The sequence below is a fragment of the Bradyrhizobium yuanmingense genome (assembly GCF_029167105.1).
Classification (GTDB): domain Bacteria; phylum Pseudomonadota; class Alphaproteobacteria; order Rhizobiales; family Xanthobacteraceae; genus Bradyrhizobium; species Bradyrhizobium yuanmingense_A.
Window position 1 is genome coordinate 71569 of the sequence record NZ_JARFML010000027.1, and the last position, 18421, is coordinate 89989.

At 66.0% G+C, this 18421-nt stretch carries 15 protein-coding genes and 1 other RNA gene; 7 read left to right on the plus strand and 9 right to left on the minus strand.

What is annotated here, in order from left to right; genetic code table 11:
• Nucleotides 1-482: 482 nt before the first annotated feature.
• Together polA and P0R31_RS29135 are read right to left on the minus strand one after the other, a co-directional pair.
• Entirely contained in the window at nucleotides 483-3563 is a 3081-nt protein-coding gene (gene polA / locus P0R31_RS29130) for a DNA polymerase I (protein ID WP_275517862.1), read from the minus strand.
• Nucleotides 3564-3825: 262 nt separating this feature from the next.
• Nucleotides 3826-4893, minus strand: a complete 1068-nt coding sequence (locus P0R31_RS29135; RefSeq protein ID WP_275517863.1) for an acyltransferase family protein — start codon at nucleotides 4891-4893, stop codon at nucleotides 3826-3828.
• A gap of 203 nt (nucleotides 4894-5096) precedes the next feature.
• On the opposite strand from P0R31_RS29135, the gene P0R31_RS29140 reads away from it, so the two are divergent.
• The 4 genes from P0R31_RS29140 to P0R31_RS29155 all read left to right on the plus strand — a co-directional run bounded on the left by P0R31_RS29140 (nucleotide 5097) and on the right by P0R31_RS29155 (nucleotide 11389).
• Complete coding sequence (locus P0R31_RS29140; RefSeq protein ID WP_225127013.1) at nucleotides 5097-6413, plus strand: UDP-glucose dehydrogenase family protein; 1317 nt, start codon at nucleotides 5097-5099, stop codon at nucleotides 6411-6413.
• Between the two features lie 182 nt (nucleotides 6414-6595).
• On the plus strand, nucleotides 6596-9070 hold the full coding sequence (gene hrpB / locus P0R31_RS29145) for an ATP-dependent helicase HrpB (protein ID WP_275517866.1): 2475 nt from the start codon (nucleotides 6596-6598) through the stop codon (nucleotides 9068-9070).
• A 127-nt stretch (nucleotides 9071-9197) separates the two neighbouring features.
• On the plus strand, nucleotides 9198-9710 hold the full coding sequence (locus tag P0R31_RS29150; protein ID WP_275517867.1) for a TIGR02281 family clan AA aspartic protease: 513 nt from the start codon (nucleotides 9198-9200) through the stop codon (nucleotides 9708-9710).
• A gap of 179 nt (nucleotides 9711-9889) precedes the next feature.
• The gene (locus P0R31_RS29155; protein ID WP_275517868.1) at nucleotides 9890-11389 is read left to right on the plus strand and encodes a phosphomannomutase/phosphoglucomutase; all 1500 of its coding nucleotides are present in this window, start codon (nucleotides 9890-9892) and stop codon (nucleotides 11387-11389) included.
• A gap of 12 nt (nucleotides 11390-11401) precedes the next feature.
• Here the strand turns inward: P0R31_RS29155 and P0R31_RS29160 are convergent, their stop codons facing one another.
• Genes P0R31_RS29160 through P0R31_RS29170 form a run of 3 tightly spaced genes read right to left on the minus strand, consistent with a single transcriptional unit; the run spans nucleotide 11402 to nucleotide 12860 of the window.
• A complete protein-coding gene (locus P0R31_RS29160; protein ID WP_275517869.1) occupies nucleotides 11402-12241 on the minus strand; it encodes a sterol desaturase family protein in 840 nt (279 codons plus the stop codon).
• A gap of 9 nt (nucleotides 12242-12250) precedes the next feature.
• Nucleotides 12251-12637, minus strand: a complete 387-nt coding sequence (locus P0R31_RS29165; RefSeq protein WP_275517870.1) for a cysteine rich repeat-containing protein — start codon at nucleotides 12635-12637, stop codon at nucleotides 12251-12253.
• Between the two features lies 1 nt (nucleotide 12638).
• Entirely contained in the window at nucleotides 12639-12860 is a 222-nt protein-coding gene (locus P0R31_RS29170) for a hypothetical protein (protein ID WP_275517871.1), read from the minus strand.
• A 183-nt stretch (nucleotides 12861-13043) separates the two neighbouring features.
• On the opposite strand from P0R31_RS29170, the gene P0R31_RS29175 reads away from it, so the two are divergent.
• Complete coding sequence (locus P0R31_RS29175; RefSeq protein ID WP_275517872.1) at nucleotides 13044-13766, plus strand: response regulator transcription factor; 723 nt, start codon at nucleotides 13044-13046, stop codon at nucleotides 13764-13766.
• Nucleotides 13766-15115, plus strand: coding sequence for a sensor histidine kinase (locus P0R31_RS29180; protein ID WP_275517874.1), 1350 nt, complete (start codon nucleotides 13766-13768; stop codon nucleotides 15113-15115). The genes P0R31_RS29175 and P0R31_RS29180 overlap by 1 nt, the downstream gene beginning before the upstream one ends.
• Before the next feature lie 64 nt (nucleotides 15116-15179).
• Here P0R31_RS29180 and P0R31_RS29185 read toward each other — a convergent pair whose 3' ends face one another.
• The 4 genes from P0R31_RS29185 to P0R31_RS29200 form a co-directional block, all read right to left on the minus strand.
• A complete protein-coding gene (locus P0R31_RS29185) occupies nucleotides 15180-15689 on the minus strand; it encodes an Lrp/AsnC family transcriptional regulator (RefSeq protein WP_025032510.1) in 510 nt (169 codons plus the stop codon).
• A 97-nt stretch (nucleotides 15690-15786) separates the two neighbouring features.
• Complete coding sequence (locus P0R31_RS29190) at nucleotides 15787-16704, minus strand: sugar kinase (RefSeq protein ID WP_275517876.1); 918 nt, start codon at nucleotides 16702-16704, stop codon at nucleotides 15787-15789.
• Between the two features lie 12 nt (nucleotides 16705-16716).
• Nucleotides 16717-17658 (minus strand): NAD(+) diphosphatase, encoded by a 942-nt coding sequence (nudC, locus tag P0R31_RS29195; protein WP_275517878.1) that lies wholly within the window; start codon nucleotides 17656-17658, stop codon nucleotides 16717-16719.
• Between the two features lie 10 nt (nucleotides 17659-17668).
• Nucleotides 17669-18088, minus strand: coding sequence for an HIT domain-containing protein (locus P0R31_RS29200; RefSeq protein WP_036041788.1), 420 nt, complete (start codon nucleotides 18086-18088; stop codon nucleotides 17669-17671).
• A 210-nt stretch (nucleotides 18089-18298) separates the two neighbouring features.
• On the opposite strand from P0R31_RS29200, the gene ffs reads away from it, so the two are divergent.
• Nucleotides 18299-18395, plus strand: an RNA gene (ffs, locus tag P0R31_RS29205) — signal recognition particle sRNA small type.
• Nucleotides 18396-18421: the final 26 nt, after the last annotated feature.

An 18421-nucleotide genomic window follows, 5' to 3' on the forward strand; every position in this document is an offset into this window, starting at 1 on the left:
AGACGGTCCGGTTCTAGTATGCGCGGGATCGCGGGACCATCGCGCAATTGCTCGGAGGACAATTAGGTTCTCGCCACGCGCGCTCGCTGTGCTCCCTCGCCCCGCACTTGCGGGGCTGGGATGAGCTTCGCTCGCCCTGAGAGGGTTGGGGTGAGGGGCTCTCTCCCTACGGGCGGCAGGGCAATCGCATATGACTTGTGGCGGCGGTCTGCGCGCACGCCTCGTCCTTCGAGACGGCGCTGACGCGCCTCCTCAGGATGAGGCTAATCAGCGTCAGTGCCCGTTGAAACTGCTGCCGCGCACTCCGCCCTCATCCTGAGGAGCCCGCCTCCAGCGGGCGTCTCGAAGGATGGCCGCAGGGAAAAACTTTCAAATGCGATAGCCCTGTTACGGGCGGTCGTCGATAGACCTGTACCCCCTCACCCGGATCGCATCTGACGATGCGATCCGACCTCTCCCCGCAAGCGTGGAGAGGCAGATCCTCAATGCGCCTCGTCCCAATTGTTCGCCGCGCGGGCGTCGACATGCAGCGGCACCGAGAGCAGCACGGCAGGGAACGGCGCGTCCTGCATCACCTTCTGCACGACGGGGAGCGTTGCCTCGACCTCGTCGTCGGGCACCTCGAAGATCAACTCGTCGTGCACCTGGAGCAGCATCCGCGCCGAGAGCTTCTTCTCGGTGAGCGCGTCCTCCACGCGCGTCATGGCACGGCGGATGATGTCGGCCGCGGTGCCCTGAAGTCGCGCGTTGATCGCGGCGCGCTCGTTGAAGGCGCGCACCGAGGCATTCGAAGCCTTGATGTCGGGGTAGTGGCACTTGCGGCCGAACAGCGTGGTGACGTAGCCGTGGTTGCGGCAGAAATCGCGCGTCTCGTCCATATAGGCGCGGATGCCGGGGAAGCGCTCGAAATATTTCTTGATGTAGGCGGAGGCTTCCTCGCGCGCGATGCCGAGCTGGTTGGCGAGGCCGAAGGCGGAGATGCCGTAGATGATGCCGAAATTGATCGCCTTCGCGCGGCGGCGGATCTCGCTCGGCATGCCCTTGATCGGCACACCGAACATTTCCGACGCGGTCATGGCGTGAATGTCGAGCCCATCGCGGAACGCCTGCTTCAGCACGGGAATGTCGGCGATCTCGGCCAGCAGCCGCAGCTCGATCTGTGAATAATCGGCCGAGACCAGCTTGTGCCCGGGCGTGGCGATGAAGGCGCGGCGGATCTTGCGGCCGTCCTCGGTGCGCACCGGGATGTTCTGCAGGTTCGGCTCGTTCGACGACAAGCGCCCCGTCGTGGTCGCAGCCAGCGCGTAGGTGGTGTGCACGCGGTGGGTCTGCGGATTGACGTAGGTCGGCAGCGCGTCGGTGTAGGTCGATTTCAGCTTGGAGACCTGGCGCCACTCCAGAATCTTCTTCGGGAAGTCGTGGCCCTGCTCAGCGAGCTCGTCGAGCACCTGTGCGGTGGTCGACCACGCGCCGGTCTTGGTCTTGGTGCCGCCAGGCAATCCCATCTTGCCGAACAGGATGTCGCCGATCTGCTTGGGGCTGCCGACATTGACCGGCTCGCCCGCGATCTCCTGGATCTCGGCCTCGACGCGCGCCGCGGTTTGGGCGAAGTCGCCGGACAGACGCGATAGCACCTGGCGGTCGATCGAGATGCCGCGCCGCTCCATGCGCGCGAGCACCGACACCAGCGGCCGCTCCAGCGTCTCGTAGACCGCACTCATGTGCTCGGAAACGAGGCGCGGCTTCAGCACGCGCCAGACCCGCAAGGCGACGTCGACGCCTTCGGCCGACAGCGGTGCGGCCTTGTCGATCGGCACCTGGTCGAAGGTGATCTTGCCCTTGCCGCTGCCGAGCAGCTCGCTTTCCTTCAGCATGGCATGGCCGAACCAGCGCTCCGACAACGATTCCAGCGCATGCGAGCCGCGGCCGGCATCGAGCACGTAGGAGATCAGCAGCGCATCGTCGATGTTGCGCAAGGTGATGCCGTGCTGCGCCAGCATCACGGAAGTGAACTTGACGTCGAAGCCGATCTTGAGGATGCCCGTCGCTTCCAGCACCGGCCGCAGCGCCTGCAGCGCGTCGTCATGCTTGACCTGGTCCGGCGCAAGGCCCGCATCGAACAGGCCGGCGCCGCCGCCGGATTGCTTGTGCGCCAGCGGCACGTAGCAGGCCTCGTTCGGCGCCAGCGCCAGTGCGATGCCGCACAGATCGGCCTGCATCGGATCGATCGAGTTCGCTCTCGTCTCGATCGCGACATGGCCGGTATCATGGATGCGCGCGATGAAGGCGTCGAGCTCCTTCAGCGTCTTGATGGTCTGGTATTTGCCGCGATCGACCGAAAGCTTGCGCAGCGCCTCTTCGCGCGCGGCGGCGAGCGAGATCGGTGCACCCTTCAGGCTCGCAGCCTTGTCCTCCTTGCCCGCCGCCTTGTTGGGCTGGTTCGGCCGGGCTGGCGCCGGGGTTCCCGTGCCTGGTGCCGGCACGACGTCCGAGGGCGGCAGCGTCGTGAACACGCTGGCGCCGCTGGCATAGCCGGGATCGGCATCGACATTGGCGGGATCGATCTGCGCATACTCGGCGACGCGCCGCGTCAGCGTCGTGAACTCCATCGCCTTGAGAAAGGCGATCAACTTGCGCGCGTCGGGCTCGTGGACGGCGAGGTCGTCCAGCGGCACCTCCAGCTCGACCTTGTCGTCGAGCAGCACGAGCTGCCGCGAGATGCGCGCCTTCTCCGCATTCTCGAGCAGCGCCTCGCGCCGCTTCGGCTGCTTGATCTCGCCGGCGCGGAACAACAATTGGTCGAGATCGCCATATTCGGTGATCAGCTGCGCCGCGGTCTTGATGCCGATGCCGGGTACGCCCGGCACGTTGTCGGTGGAATCGCCCGCGAGCGCCTGCACCTCGACCACCTTGTTCGGCGGCACGCCGAACTTCTCGATCACCTCTGATATGCCGATGCGGCGATCCTTCATGGTGTCGTACATGGTGACGCAATCGGTAACGAGCTGCATCAGGTCCTTGTCAGACGACACGATGGTGGCGCTGGCGCCGCGCTCGCAGGCCTGTCGCACATAGGTCGCGATGAGATCGTCGGCCTCGAAGCCGGTCTGTTCCAGGCAGGGCAGGTCGAAGGCGCGCACGGCCTCGCGGATCAGCGCGAATTGCGGAATGAGATCGTCGGGGGCGGGCGGCCGGTGCGCCTTGTAGTCCGGATAGATCTTGTTGCGGAAGGTGATCTCCGACTTGTCGAAAATGATGGCCAGATGCGTCGGCCGGTTGTCCTCGGGCATCTCGCGGAGCAGCTTCCACAGCATGTTGCAGAAGCCGAGCACGGCGTTGACCTGGAGCCCGTCGGACTTGCGATTCAGCGGCGGCAGTGCGTGATAGGCGCGGAAGATGTAGGAGGAACCGTCGACTAGGAAGACATGGTCGCCCTTGCCGGCCGCCTTCGCCGCGACCGGTTTGGCAGCAGCCTTGGCAGCAGGGGGCTTGGTCTCTGCGGCAGCTTTCGGCGCGGCCTTGGTGTCAGCTTTGGCGGTGGTCTTCGAAGAGGTTTTGGGCATGGGCCGCAATGTATGAATTTTTGCGGACTTTGACAGCCTTGGGAGGCGGATTTTTGGCTTGGTAGCGCGACTATCCCCCGCTGTCATTCCCCGCGACCCGGCTACGCCAAGGCTTCGCCGAGGTCTCGGTCTTGGGCGCGCCGAAGCTTTAGCGTAGGCGGCAAGCGGAGAATCCAGTACGCCGCGGCTTCTGGGTTCAATCGCTGGCGCCTCCGCGTACTGGGTCGCCAGGTCAAGCCGGGCGACGGCACCGTGAGCGCGGCTACTCCGCCGCCTGCAACACCGCTCCCGTCTTCTTCGGCGCGATCCAAAACGCATCGGGCCGCTCGAACAGGAAGCGCGCATTAAGTCGCAACGCGGCCTGCCAGATCGCCAGCGCACCGAGCACGCCGGCGATGGTGACGAGCAGCGACACCGTGCCGATATCAGGGATGACGCCCGTGCGCAGCAGCAGCGTTCGCGTCGCCGCCATCGGCAGGAAGAAGGCGAGATAGATCACGATCGAATGCTCGCCGCAGAAGCGGAGGAAGTTGAGCCAGTGCGCCCGCGCGAGCAGCGTGCCCGCCGCGACGATGGCGCAGGCGCCGGCGAAGCCGAGCGCGAGCGAGACGATCGCCCACTCGCTGGCGCCCGCTGCGACGAGGCCGGCATTGATCAGCGCCCAGGCAACGAGCGCTGCAAGCGCTTGCGCCGGATGCTTCCGCGCCCGATCCGACAGGGCGAACACGTAGGGCGCTAACAAATAGCCCGAATAGAAATAGACGAAGCGTGCGCAGAACTCGTCGATGGCGGTCCAGCCGGTCGTGATGTGCGCGGTCTCCAGCGCGGCGGCGATCAGCCAGACCGCGAGGGATGGGACCTTGCGTGTCAGTTTCGTGACGACGAAGAAGACCGGCAACAGATAGATGAACCACAGCGTGCCGAACGGCTCGATGAAGGATTCGAGATACAGCAGGCCAACGTGCTGCCAGCTGGTCTCGGCCGCAAAGGCCGGGGCCTTGAAGCCGAATTGGATTGTCACCCAGACGACATAAAAATAGGCGAAATGCACCACCTTGCGGTCGAGATAGGTTCGCCAGTCCCGATCGATCACCAGAGACAGGAACAAGCCCGAAATCAGAAAGAAATCCGGCATCCTGAACGGCTTTGCGAAGGCTACGAGCACGTGCATGAACCCGGTCTGCCCGGCGGCAAGCTCCACCCCCAGCACCGAATGCATCATCACCACCATGACGATGCAGATGCCCTTGGCGTAGTCGACCCAGTCGATACGCGCGCCCGAAGCGGCCGTGGAGGGGCTGGCCGCCGCGATTGTGCCTGATCGTGCCATGGTGTCCCTTTTCGAGGCGCGTTCCGCCCGTGCCTGTGCGGGCCTGGGCCAGTTTGGAGCCCAGTGGTTTCCGACTTCTTTACCGGTTCAAATCGCGGGCCGGTTTTTGCATGCGGACTGTTCCATGACCTCGGGAAAATGCTAAACCGCCCCGGATTGGGCTGAGTTGGACGTCCGTTAACCAAGTTGGAACAGGATTTTTCATGCGAATTGCGATGATCGGCACGGGCTATGTGGGATTGGTGTCCGGCGCCTGCTTTGCGGATTTCGGCCACGACGTCACCTGCGTCGACAAGGACGAGAGGAAGATCGCGGCGCTCCATCGCGGCGAGATCCCGATCTACGAGCCTGGCCTCGACGAGCTGGTCGCGAACAATGTGAAAGCCAAGCGGCTCGACTTCACCACCGACCTGAAGCAGCCGGTCGCCGATGCCGATGCCGTGTTCATCGCGGTCGGTACGCCCTCGCGCCGCGGCGACGGACACGCCGACCTGTCTTACGTCTACGCCGCCGCGAAAGAGATCGCGCAATCGCTGCAGGGCTTCACCGTGGTGGTGACGAAATCGACCGTGCCGGTCGGCACCGGCGACGAGGTCGAGCGCATCATCCGCGAGGCCAATCCGTCGGCCGACGTGGTGGTCGCCTCGAACCCTGAGTTCCTGCGCGAGGGCGCGGCGATCCGCGATTTCAAATTCCCCGACCGCATCGTGGTCGGCACCTCCGACGAGCGCGGCCGCAAGGTGATGGGCGACATCTACCGCCCGCTGTCGCTGAACCAGGCGCCGCTGATGTTCACCGCGCGCCGCACCGCCGAGATGATCAAATACGCCGCCAACGCGTTCCTGGCGACCAAGATCACCTTCATCAACGAGATCGCCGACCTCTCCGAGAAGGCCGGCGCCAATGTTCAGGAGGTCGCGCGCGGCATCGGCCTCGACAACCGCATCGGCACGAAATTCCTGCATGCCGGTCCCGGCTTCGGCGGCTCGTGCTTCCCGAAGGACACCAAGGCCCTGATCAAGATCGCGCAGGACTACGACGTCTCCTTGCGCATCGTCGAATCGGTGCTGGCGGTCAACGAGAACCGCAAGCGCGCGATGGCGCGCAAGGTGAGCCAGGCGCTCGGCGGCAATCTGCGCGGCAAGACCGTCGCGGTGCTCGGCCTCACCTTCAAGCCCGACACCGACGACATGCGCGATGCGCCGTCGATTCCGCTGGTGACGGGCCTGATCGACATGGGCGCGAAAGTGAAGGCGTTCGATCCCGTCGGCATGGAGCAGGCCAAGGGCGAATTGCCCGATATCACCTATTGCGAGGACGCCTATGCCTGTGCCCAAGGTGCCGACGCGCTCGTCATCGTCACCGAATGGGTGCAGTTCCGCGCGCTCGATCTCGACCGGTTGAAGGCGACCATGGCGCAGCCGGTCGTCGTCGACCTCCGCAACATCTACCGCCCCGAGGACATGGAAGCCGCAGGCTTCGTCTACGAGAGCGTCGGGCGCCCACCGGTGCAGGGCTGATCGTTCCCAGCTCCACATAAATTCGTCATGGCCGGGCTTGCCGTCTTCGCCTAGGCTTCGCCGCCCCGATTCTGTAAGCCCGGCGAAGCATTCGCGGAGCCGGGTCCCGGCCATCCACGTCTGTTTTCTGGTCGAGGACGTGGATGCCCGGGACAAGCCCGGGCATGACGAGTGGATAGATCTTGCCCCGCAGCTTCGACACGCCTCTCCCGATCGACGCCGTGCTCGACGATTTGTCGCGCACGCTGGAGGCCAGCAACGCCGCCGTGCTGGTGGCCCCTCCCGGCGCCGGCAAGACCACACGCGTGCCGCTGGCCTTGCTCGACGCGCCCTGGGCCAAGGACAAGAAGATCATCGTGCTGGAGCCACGCCGCATCGCCGCGCGCGCCAGTGCCGACCGCATGGCCAAATCGCTCGGCGAGCGCGCTGGCGAAACTGTCGGCTATCGTGTCCGCTTCGGCTCCAAGATCTCGCGCGCCACGCGGATCGAGGTAGTGACCGAAGGCATCTTCACCCGCCAGATCCTCGACGATCCCGAACTAACAGGCGTTGCCGCCGTCCTGTTCGACGAATTCCATGAACGCTCGCTCGACGCCGATCTGGGCCTCGCGCTGGCGCGTGATGCGCAAACCGGCTTGCGCGAAGACCTGCGTATCCTGGTGATGTCGGCGACGCTCGACGGTGCGCGGGTGGCAAGGCTGCTCGGCGATGCTCCCGTCGTCGAAAGCGAGGGCCGGGCGTTTCCGGTCGAGACGCGCTATCTCGGCCGCAAGGCGGATGCGCCTGTCGAACGGCAGATGGCGGATGCGATCGCGTCTGCACTTCGCGCCGATAGCGGCTCGGTGCTGGCGTTTCTGCCGGGTGCCGCCGAGATCCGCCGCACCCAGAACTTTTTGGCCGAGCGCGTGCAGGACGCCTCCGTCGAGATCGTCCCGCTGTTCGGCGCGCTCGATGCTGCCGTGCAGGACCGTGCAATCGCGCCGGCTCCCAGAGGCACGCGCAAGGTGGTGCTGGCGACCTCGATCGCGGAGACCTCGCTCACCATCGAGGGCGTGCGCATCGTGGTCGATAGCGGCCTTGCCCGCGTTCCGCGCTACGAGCCCGATATCGGCCTGACGCGGCTCGAGACCGTGCGCGCTTCGCGCGCGGCGGTGGATCAGCGCCGCGGCCGCGCTGGCCGCACCGAGCCCGGCGTCTGCTACCGGCTCTGGGACGAGCCGCAGACCACCTCGCTCGCGCCCTACACCCAGCCGGAAATCCTCAGTGCCGACCTGTCCTCGCTGGTGCTCGATCTGGCGCAATGGGGCGTCAGCGATCCCGCGGCCCTGGCGTTCCTCGATCCGCCGCCGCAGCCGGCCTGGAAGGAAGCCAAGAGCCTGCTGAGCGAGCTCAACGCGCTCGATGGCGACGGCCGCATCACCACCGAAGGCAAGAGCCTGCGTGCGCTGGCGCTGCCGCCGCGGCTGGCGCGCATGATCGTGGATTCGCATCGCGCCGGCGAGGGCGAAGCCGCCGCCGAGATCGCGGCCATCATCACCGAGCGCGGCCTGGGCGGCGACAGCGTCGATCTCGAGCACCGTCGCGACCAGTTCCGCCGCGACCGCTCGCCGCGCGCGGCAAGCGCGCGCGATCTCGCGCGCCGCTGGGCCTCGCAGGTCGCGGCGTCGGAGAAGGTGGCGCAGCGGGAGGATCTCTCGACCGGCCTGATGCTCGCCTATGCGTTCCCGGACCGCGTCGCGCGCAATCGCGGCAATGGCAGTTTCGTGCTGGCCAACGGCCGTGGCGCCTCCATCGAGCAGACCTCCTCGCTCGCCCGTGCGTCCTACATCGCGATCGGCGAGATGACGGGGACGGCGGCGAGCGGACGCATCCTGCTCGCTGCACAAATCACCGAGGACGAGATCGAGCAGCATTTCGCCGAACATATCGAGACCGCCGACGAGATCTCCTTTGATCGCGGCGCGATGGCGCTGCGGGCGCGGCGCAAGCGCGTGCTGCACGCGATCACGCTGTCCGAGGCGACGCTTTCAGTATCGCCCTCGGAGGACACCGCGCGCATCTTCGCAGATGGCCTGATCGCCGCGGGCCTCGACCGGCTGCCCTGGTCGAAGGCCGCCAGGCAATGGCGCGACCGCGTGATGTTCCTGCGCAAGGCCGAGGGCGACAGCTGGCCCGATCTGTCGGACGACGGTCTGATCGCGCGGCGCGACGATTGGCTGGTGCCGGCGCTCTACGACAAGATCGCGCTCAAGGACGTCTCCGCGGGCGATCTCTCCGATGCCCTGATGGCGCTCCTGCCTTGGGAGATGCGCGCGCGGCTCGATCGCGAGGCGCCGACCCATTTCGAGGCGCCTACGGGGAGCGTGCTCGCGATCGACTACGAGGCCGAGCAGGGGCCGACCATCGCGGTCCGGCTGCAGGAACTGTTCGGCCTCAACACCCATCCCTCGATCGCCGCCGGCAAGGTGCCGCTGGTGCTGGAATTGCTGTCGCCGGCCCAGCGTCCGGTGCAGGTGACGCGCGATCTGCCCGGCTTCTGGCGCGGCAGCTACGCCGCCGTCCGCTCCGACCTGCGCGGCCGCTATCCGCGTCACCCCTGGCCGGACGATCCCGCGAGCGCCGTGCCGACAAGGCGGGCGAAGCCGCGCGGGACGTGAGAACTCGCAACCGGCATTAACCCTCCGCTCATCCTTTTCGTCAAAATGACAGGAGCCCCGGCGCGCCTGCGCTCGCCGCCGGCCTCGTCGCGTGATGAAATCGAGCTTTCGGCTCGGAAGTGGTGTGATGCGTAACATTATGATCATCGCGGCCGTCATGATCGGCCTCGGCACCTTCATGGCGCAGCTGGCGGACAAGATGAGCTCGGCTTCCGCCACGTCAGTGCCGCGCACGACGGTCGCGGTCGCAGCCACAGCCCCGGCCGGCGGCCGCAGCCTGGCCATTGCCCGTGACGGCCGCGGTCATTTCCAGACCGAGGGCCGCATCGACGGCCAGCGCATCGGCTTCATGATCGATACCGGCGCCTCCGTCGTGGCGCTCAACGAGACCTCGGCCGCCCGCTTTGGTCTCCGTCCCTCGCGCGGCGAGTACAACGCCACCGTCTCCACCGCCAACGGCACCATCAAGGCCGCGCGCACCCGCATCGCCATGCTCGACGTCGGCGGCCTCGTCGTGCGCGACGTCGATGCCATGGTCCTGCCGGACGAGGCGCTGTCGGAGAACCTGCTCGGCCTCTCCTTCCTGTCCCGCCTGAAGCGTTTCGAATACGCGAACGGGCAGATGGTGCTGGAGCAATAGGCAGAGCCTGTCGCCGTCCATTCCAAGAAACTCTTGCTTGAGCCGCCCCGGCGGTAACGTTTCTTCGTTACCAAACTGCCGCAATTATCGGCCATAAGCCTTCATTCCCGCCTTTCGCTGCGGCTTGGCGTTCGCTAAGCCTGCAGCAAATCCCGCCCCCTTTCCACGAGACCGAATCAATGTTCCCGAAGCCGAAATCCGTATTGTTGCCCAACACCTACGCCTTCGAATCCGAGCCGATGGTGAAGCCGACGGGCTTTCGCGAGTACGACGCGCGCTGGTTGTTCCAGAAGGAAATCAACCTGATGGGTGTGCAGGCGCTCGGCATGGGGCTCGGCGCGCTGATCGCCGAGCTCGGCGTCCGCCAGGAGATCGTCACCGGCCACGATTTCCGCGGCTATTCGGCCTCGATCAAATACGCGCTGATCTCCGGCCTGATGGCGGCGGGCTGCAAGGTGCACGACATCGGCCTTGCGGTGACGCCGATGGCCTATTTCGCGCAGTTCGATCTCGACGTGCCCGCTGTTGCGATGGTCACGGCCTCCCACAACGACAATGGCTGGACCGGCGTGAAGATGGGCGCCAACCGCCCGCTGACCTTCGGCCCCGACGAGATGACGCGGCTGAAGGAGATCGTCCTGAACGCGGAATTCAAGAACAAGGCCGGCGGCTCCTACCAGTTCCACGAGAATTATCCGGCGCGCTACATCGCCGACCTCACCTCTCGTCCGAAGCTTAAGCGCAAGCTCAAGGTGGTCGCGGCCTGCGGCAACGGCACCGCCGGCGCCTTCGCGCCGCAGGTCCTGGAAGCGATTGGCTGCGAGGTGATCCCGCTCGACACCGAGCTCGACCACACCTTCCCGAAATATAATCCGAATCCGGAAGACATGGAGATGCTGCACGCGATCCGCGACGCGGTGCTGCAGCACAAGGCCGATGTCGGCCTCGGTTTCGACGGTGACGGCGACCGCTGCGGCGTGGTCGACAACACCGGCGAGGAGATCTTTGCCGACAAGGTCGGCGTGATGCTGGCGCGCGACATGTCGGCGATCCACAAGGACGCGCAGTTCATCGTCGACGTGAAATCCACCGGCCTGTTCATCACCGATCCGGTGCTGCAGAAGCAGGGCGCGAAGACCGCCTATTGGAAGACCGGTCATTCCTACATGAAGCGCCGCACCAACGAGACCGGCGCGCTCGCAGGCTTCGAGAAGTCGGGCCACTTCTTCTTCAACAAGCCCTATGGCCGCGGCTACGACGACGGCCTGGTCTCAGCCATCGCGATCTGCGACATGCTCGACCGCGCGCCCGGCAAGTCGATGGCCGATTTGAAGAACGCGCTGCCGAAGACCTGGTCGTCGCCGACCATGTCACCGCATTGCGCCGACGAGACCAAATACGGCGTCATCGACAAGGTGGTGAAGCACTTCGAAGACCTGCAGGCCAAAGGTGCGAAGATCGGGGGCCAGGCGATCCGCGACCTCGTCACCGTCAACGGCGTCCGCGTCACGGTGGAAGACGGCAGCTGGGGCCTGGTGCGCGCATCGTCCAACAAGCCCGAACTGGTCGTCGTGGTCGAGAGCCCGGTCTCGGAGCAGCGCATGCACGACATGTTCGAGATGGTGAACAGCGTGCTGCGCACGCATCCCGAAGTCGGCGAGTACAATCAGAAGATCTGAGGGCCAACGCGCTCAGCCTCCGGGCGGGCCGAACAGGGTGCGGAGCTTCGCGGCTGCGCCCTGTGCCCGCCAGGCGTCGCCCAGCATCGCGGTCCATTCGCCGAGCGCAATCCGGATCGGGTTGAAGGATTGGACGCCGCCGACGACGCCGAACCGGAGCGGCTGGTCGGAAGGATGCTCGGCAAAGGTCCCGAACAGGCGGTCGAACACGATCAGGATGCCGCCGAAATTCTTGTCGAGGCACGGCTCGTTGCAGGCATGATGCACGCGATGATGGCTCGGCGTGTTGAGCACCCATTCCAGGACGCCGAGTTTCGGCCCGAACTGGCTGTGGATGAAGAACTGATAGAGCAGGTTGATGCCGAGCATTGCCACGATCGCGAACGGATGAAATCCGATCAGCGCGAGCGGCAGGCAGAACAGGAAATTGCCCGAGATGTTGCCGGTCCAACCGAGCCGGATCGCCGCAGTCAAGTTCAGTCGCGTCGTCGAGTGATGCACCGCATGCGTCGCCCACATCCAGCGAATGCGATGCGATGCGCGATGCTGCCAATAATACAGGAACTCGCTGCCCAGGAATAACCCTGCGAGCGCGAGCGGACCGGTCTGTGCGAAGTCGAACAGGCGGTGCTCGTACAGGAACGCGAACGGCACGGCGAGAAGGCCGGCCTCGATGGCGCGGAGCAGGCTCTGTCCCAACGCCACGCCGAACGAGGCGGCGCTTTCGCGCCAGTCGTGGGTGTCGCGATGTGCGAGTCGCCCGATGCCGTATTCGAGCAGCATGAGGGCGAGCGCGGTTACGAGGATCAGTTGCCTGATCATCGGGTCGAGCAGGAGTGAAGCGTAGCCCACGGCATTCTCCTATTTCGGCGCCGCGCCGGCGCTGACGGCATTGTCCCGCAGCGCCTGCGCGCGCGGCAGCGCTTGCGCACAGGATGAGGAGAGCTGGCCGGCATGGGATTGCAGGCAGGCGATGATGCGCCCGCCACCCGGTGCAATGCTGCTGCACAGGCGGTCAAGGTCGGTGCGACACGCCTGCATGAGGGTCCTTGCTTCGCTACGCATCTGCGGCGGGATCTGCGTCTGCAATTGCGTCTGGGCAAGCACGGAGGTCGAGCTTGCAAAGCCGAACGCGACGATGGTTGCGGCTTGCGGCAGAGAACGGAAAATCGACGGCACGGTGGGGGATCCTTTCTGATTATTTGAGGCCGTCGCCGCGCAGGGCTGACGCGGCGACGGCGGCGCCACGTCAGCGCGATATCGTGCCGGTGCGGGTGTAGCTGTTGCCGGCAGGACCAGTGCGCGTGACGCTGCGCGTGCAACTGCCGTTGGCGCAGCTTCCCGTCGCGGTGACGTGAGAGGTGCCGCGCGGCCCGGTCGCCGTCCCCGACCGCGTCCAGGCATTGGCGTCGGCCGCCGCGGCAACCGACAGGGTGCCGAGGACGAGGGAGGTGAGGAAAAGCTTGGTCATGGTCATCGTCTCCTTCTGGGGGCTGCCGTGAGCGGGAGCCATGAGGGGGAGACTGATTGGACCGCGTCTGCGACGCATTGCCGGGACGAAACGATTGTTATGGCTTTGTCGGCCCTGTGTAACACTATGTAACAGGGAAGCCCGTGACCTTGCTTCACGAGAGCCATTGCCCACAATGCAGTTATGAACACGCGAGCAGCCACGATCCTCATGGTGGAGGACGATCCCGAGATCAGCCGCCTCGTTGCCGACTTCATGCGGCGCGAGGGGTTCGAGGTCGCTTGCGTCGCCGACGGCAAGGCCATGGATTCGATGCTCCAGCGCCTGCGGCCCGACCTCGTCATCCTCGACCTGATGCTGCCGGGCGAGGACGGGCTTTCGATCTGCCGCCGCTTGCGCGCCGACGATGCCATCCCGATCCTGATGCTGACGGCCAAGAGCGACGAGATCGATCGCGTGGTCGGCCTCGAGATGGGCGCAGACGATTACCTGACAAAGCCGTTCGGGCCGCGCGAGCTGCTGGCGCGCGTTCGCGCCATCCTGCGCCGTGCCAACGGAACTCGATCCAAGCCGCTGGTCCGGCGTTATGCCTTCGACCGTTTCGTGATCGATCTCGATGCGCGCAGCGTCGAGACGACCGAGGCCGAGGCGCCGGAGCTGCAATTGACCAGCGCCGAGTTCGACCTGCTCGGCTGCTTCGTGCAGCGGCCGCGAAGGGTGCTCACGCGCGACCAGATCCTCGACTGGACCCGCGGCCGTTCGGCCGAGCCGTTCGACCGCACCGTCGACATGCTGATCTCGCGGCTGCGCCGCAAACTCGACGGGGCAAGTCCCGGCTCCAACCTGATCACGACGGTGCGCAACGGCGGCTATCTTTTCACCGCGACCGTCAAGCAGGTGTCGTGATGCTGCGCGTGACGCTCGCCGCGCGGCTCGCTTTGATTGGACTGGTGGGGATTATCCTGGTGACCATCGTGGTCGTCGCGATCTTCTACCGGACAACCCTCCGCGAAAATGAGCTGACCCGGCCTTCGCCCGCGCGTCTCGATGCGCTGGCCACGCTCCTGGAGCGAACGGACGCGGGTTCTCGGCAGGCGGTACTCGACGCGGTGTCTTCGCCGCAGTTCATCGTTCGCATCGTGCCATCGGGCGCGCCGGCCGGCGGCGAGACGCCGCCGGAGCAGCAGGACCTGCGCGAGACCTATGCGGCCGGACTTGCGGGCCGCCCCGTTGAGATCGTGCCGCCGTCGGGTCATCGGGGCAGCCGGGCGTTTCCCCGCCTCGCGCGGCTGATGGCCAATGCGATCGAATTCCGTATCGGCTTGCGCAGCGGCGATCTGTTGGTCATCGACGCCTATACCCGCCTGCCGGTAACCCCGTTCGGCCTTCCCGTCGGCTTCGGCGCGGGCCTGTTCGGCTCGATCGTGGCGCTGCTGGCGCTGCTGGTCATGCAGCGCGAGACGCGGCCGCTGGCGCGGCTCGCCGCCGCCGTCGATCGTGTCGACCTGTCGGCCGATCCGCCGCCGCTGCCCGATGCGCGAAGCAGCGCGCCGGAGATCCGCGCCGTCATCGCCGCGTTCAACCGCTTGCAGGGACGGCTTGCCGAGATGCTGCGTGCGCGCATGACGTTGGTCGGCGGCATCGCCCACGACGTCAGGACGTTTGCGACACGATTGCGGCTGCGCGTCGAGCACATTCCCGACGATGCCGAGCGGCAGCGGGCGGTCGCCGACATCGATGACATGATCCGCCTGCTCGATGATGCGCTGCTATCGACGCGAGCGGGTGCCGGCGGGCTGTCACAGGAGATGGTCGAGCTCGCCGCGCTGGTGGCCGTCGAGGTGAACGACCGGCATGCTCAGGGCTCGGCGGTCGATCTCATCACGGACGAGCGAGCGCGCGACGTCGTCGTCCTCGGCGACCGGCTCGCTCTGCGGCGGGTCTTCGCCAACATCATCGACAACGCGCTCGCCTATGGCCATGCCGCGCATGTGCGCACGGCCCTGAAGGACGGTGCCGTCGTCGTGTCGATCGGCGACGAGGGGCCCGGGATTCCTGCCGATCAACGTCAGACCGTGCTCGAGCCGTTCCACCGGCTTGAGAAGTCGCGCAATCGCGCGACCGGCGGCGCCGGCCTTGGTCTCGCCGTTGTCCGCAGCCTGGTCGAGGCCCATGGCGGGACGATCGCGATCGGCGCGGCCCCGGGCGGGGGCACGCGCGTCAGCGTCACCCTTCCGGTGTTTCAGCCGGCTTGAAGGTTTTCGAGCGAAGTGGTGGCCGGTTCGCCTGAAGAAAAACGCGTTAAAATGAGAGTTGGCGTCAGGCCGCCACCACCGCGGGAATCGGCAGCGCCGTCACCGACTTGATCTTCTCCATCGCAAAGCGCGAGGTGACGTTCTTCAGCGGGACGGCGCTGATCAGCTTCTTGTAGAACACGTCATAGGCCTGCATGTCCGCGACCACGACGCGCAGCATGTAATCGACGTCGCCGGCCATGCGATAGAACTCCATCACCTCCGGCATGGCGCTGACGGCCTCGGCGAATCGCTTCAGCCAGGCATCCGAATGGTCGGAGCTCTCGACCGACACGAACACGGAGATGCCGAGCCCGATCTTGTTCTGGTCGACGAGGGCGACGCGCTTGATGATCACGCCGTCGGCCTCCAGGCGCTGGATGCGCTTCCAGCAGGGGGTCGAGGACAGGCCGACTCGGTCGCCGATCTCGGCGACGGAGAGGGAAGCGTCTTCCTGGAGGACCATCAGAATCTTGCGGTCGATGGCGTCGAGGCGGCGGCTGGTCTCGGGGATCTGGACGGCGACATCAGTCATTTGAAGAACTTTGTTTCATTTCATGGGCAGATTTCCCTGATATAGAGAAAATCTTTCCACGGCAAGCCCATAATCTCGGCGCTTCCATGGAATCGCTCTATGGGCGATCGCGCAAAAACCTTTCAACTTCAACGCGTTGCGGGGCAGCCAGGCCGCCGCCATGGCGGCTGCATTTCAGCGCTGCGGCGGCCGCGGCGAATCGCATCGCTTCCCGCAACCCCTTGCCTTCGGCGAGCCCGAGCGCGAACGCGCCATGGAAGACGTCGCCGGCACCGAGCGTATCGACCGCCTGGACCGGGAAGGCTGGTGTTTCCTCCAGCGCGCCCGCCTGGTTCAGCCAGATCGTGCCGCGCGGACCTCTTGTGGCCGCGAGGAAGGCGGGCGTCAGCTCCGCCAGGCGCTTCAAGGTCGCGCCGTCGTCAGCGATGCCGGCCGTCTCCTGCAGCTGGGCGCTGGCGAACAGCAGATGCGAGGCCGCCGTGAGCAGGTCCTCCTGCAGCGCCATCGCGCGGTCGACGCCGACGATGACGGGAATGCCACGCCGGCGTGCCTCGGCGCAAAACGAGGTCGCGAACGCAGCGCAGCGGCTTTCGACAAGCACCGCCTGACAATCGGCAAGCAGCGCATCGGCCTCGGGCAGCCTCACGGTCCACAGCGCGGGATCGCGATAGATGGTGAGCGTCCGCTCGCCGGAGGGCTCGATCATGATCGCCGAGACCGGCGTGCTCAGGCCCGGCATGCGCACGATGTGAGTGCTATCGACGCCCTCTTGCGCCATCTGCGCGAGGATGAAAGCGCTCGACGTCTCCTGCGCATCGCCCATGGGACCTGCGAACGCGACGCGGCCGCCGAGCCGCGCAACGGCGATCGCGGCATTGAGCGCGTTGCCGCCGCAAATCTCGGCGAGATGGCTGGTGTTCGCCTTGCCGCCACGTTCGGGCAGGGCCTCGACGCGCAGGATGAGGTCGCGCACCGGCATGCCGATGCAGAGGATGCGCGGCGCGATCCCGGCCATCGTCGGCTCGGCTCAGCTGCTCTTGTCGTGCACCCAGCGGCCGAGCAGATGATGGGCGATCGCGAACGGATGCGGGCCGGCAAGCCCGTCGGGATGCGTCCGCGTCAACATCTTGGCGGCCTCCTCACGCGTGAACCAGCGCGCATCCTCGAGCTCGGCGTGATCGACGACGATGTCCTCGCTCACGGCCCGTGCGCTGCAGCCGATCATCAGCGACGACGGATAGGGCCAGGGCTGGGTCATGTAATATTGCACGTCGGTGCAGCGGATCCCGGACTCTTCAAAGATTTCTCGGCGCACCGCGTCCTCGATGGTCTCGGCCGCCTCGACGAAGCCGGCGAGGCACGAATACATCCCTGCCGGAAACTGCTTCTGCCGGCCGAGCAGGCACTTGTCGCCGGACGCCACCAGCATGATCACGACCGGATCGGTGCGCGGAAAATGCTCGGCCCTGCAGGCCGGGCAGTCGCGCTTCCAGCCGCCTTCCTTCATGCTGGTGCGTGCGCCGCAATTGGCGCAATAGCCGTGGCGCTGATGCCATCCCACCATCGACTTTGCCATCGCGACGGCCGAGAGCTCATCGGGCGGAATCGCGCCCTGCATCGCCATGCCGCGCAACTCGGTCACGGTATAATCCTCGCGGCCGACCAGCTTCTCGGCGGCGGCCTGCGACAGGCCCATGCCGAACACGGCCGCACCGTCGCGAAGCCCGAGGAACACCGTGCCGGGATTGGCGCCGCATTTCAGCGCTTCGTCGATTCCGAGCAGCGCGCGCACCTTGTCGCCCTCGCGCTTCACCAGCAGCGAGTCGCGATAGACCACGTAGGCGCGCGAGGACGGCTTCTGCTCGAGCGCGAACAGCTTTTCGTCGTCACGGCGCAGATGCGCCGCGCGGTCGAGGACGTTGGTGACGAAGGCCGGCTGCCCCAGCGGAAACGCGTTGAATGCTGACATTATTGTTCTTTCAACCCAACCAGATCTTGCGGCGAAGCGCGCTGATGAAATTCTGAACCTCCGCGGCGTCATGCGCCAGCGGCGGCATCACGCCCCACACCGGCCGCGGCCAGGCCGCGTCACTGGTGCGGCGCGCGATGATGTGGACGTGCAGCTGCGGCACGAGGTTGCCGAGCGCGGCGATGTTGAGCTTGTCGCATTTGGTGATCTCCTTCAGCGCGCGCGAGACGCGGGAGATCTCCGTCATCAGCTGCGCCTGCTGCACCTCGTCGAGATCGATGATCTCGACCGTGTCGGCGCGCCGCGGCACCAGCAGCAGCCAGGGATAATGCGCGTCCTTGATGACCAGCACCTTCGACAGCGGCAGGTCGCCGATATCGATGGTGTCCTCTTTCAGGCGGGAGTGCAGCGACCAGGCGGGTTCGGGCATGAAGGCTTCTCTGGATTGATTCTTACCGTCGCAGAGACCACGCCCCCAGACAACATCCGTATGCGCCGTGGTCCTTATGCGCCGGACCGGGTGGCGCACACCGTTCGAGGGCGAAATGGTGCCGTTCGGGCCGGGAAGTCCTTAAAGCGCTGTCGGAACAGCCCCAGACCCCGCTTGCTTTCCGCTCCCTTTGGCCCCAAATAGGGACCGGGAGATTGGCGGTGGACGAGCCACTCGCCAACCGGGTCAGGTCCGGAAGGAAGCAGCCCTAACGAGGTCCGGATCGGGTCGCTCGTCAGTCTCCTACCTGTTTTTCGAGCGAACCAGCGCCGG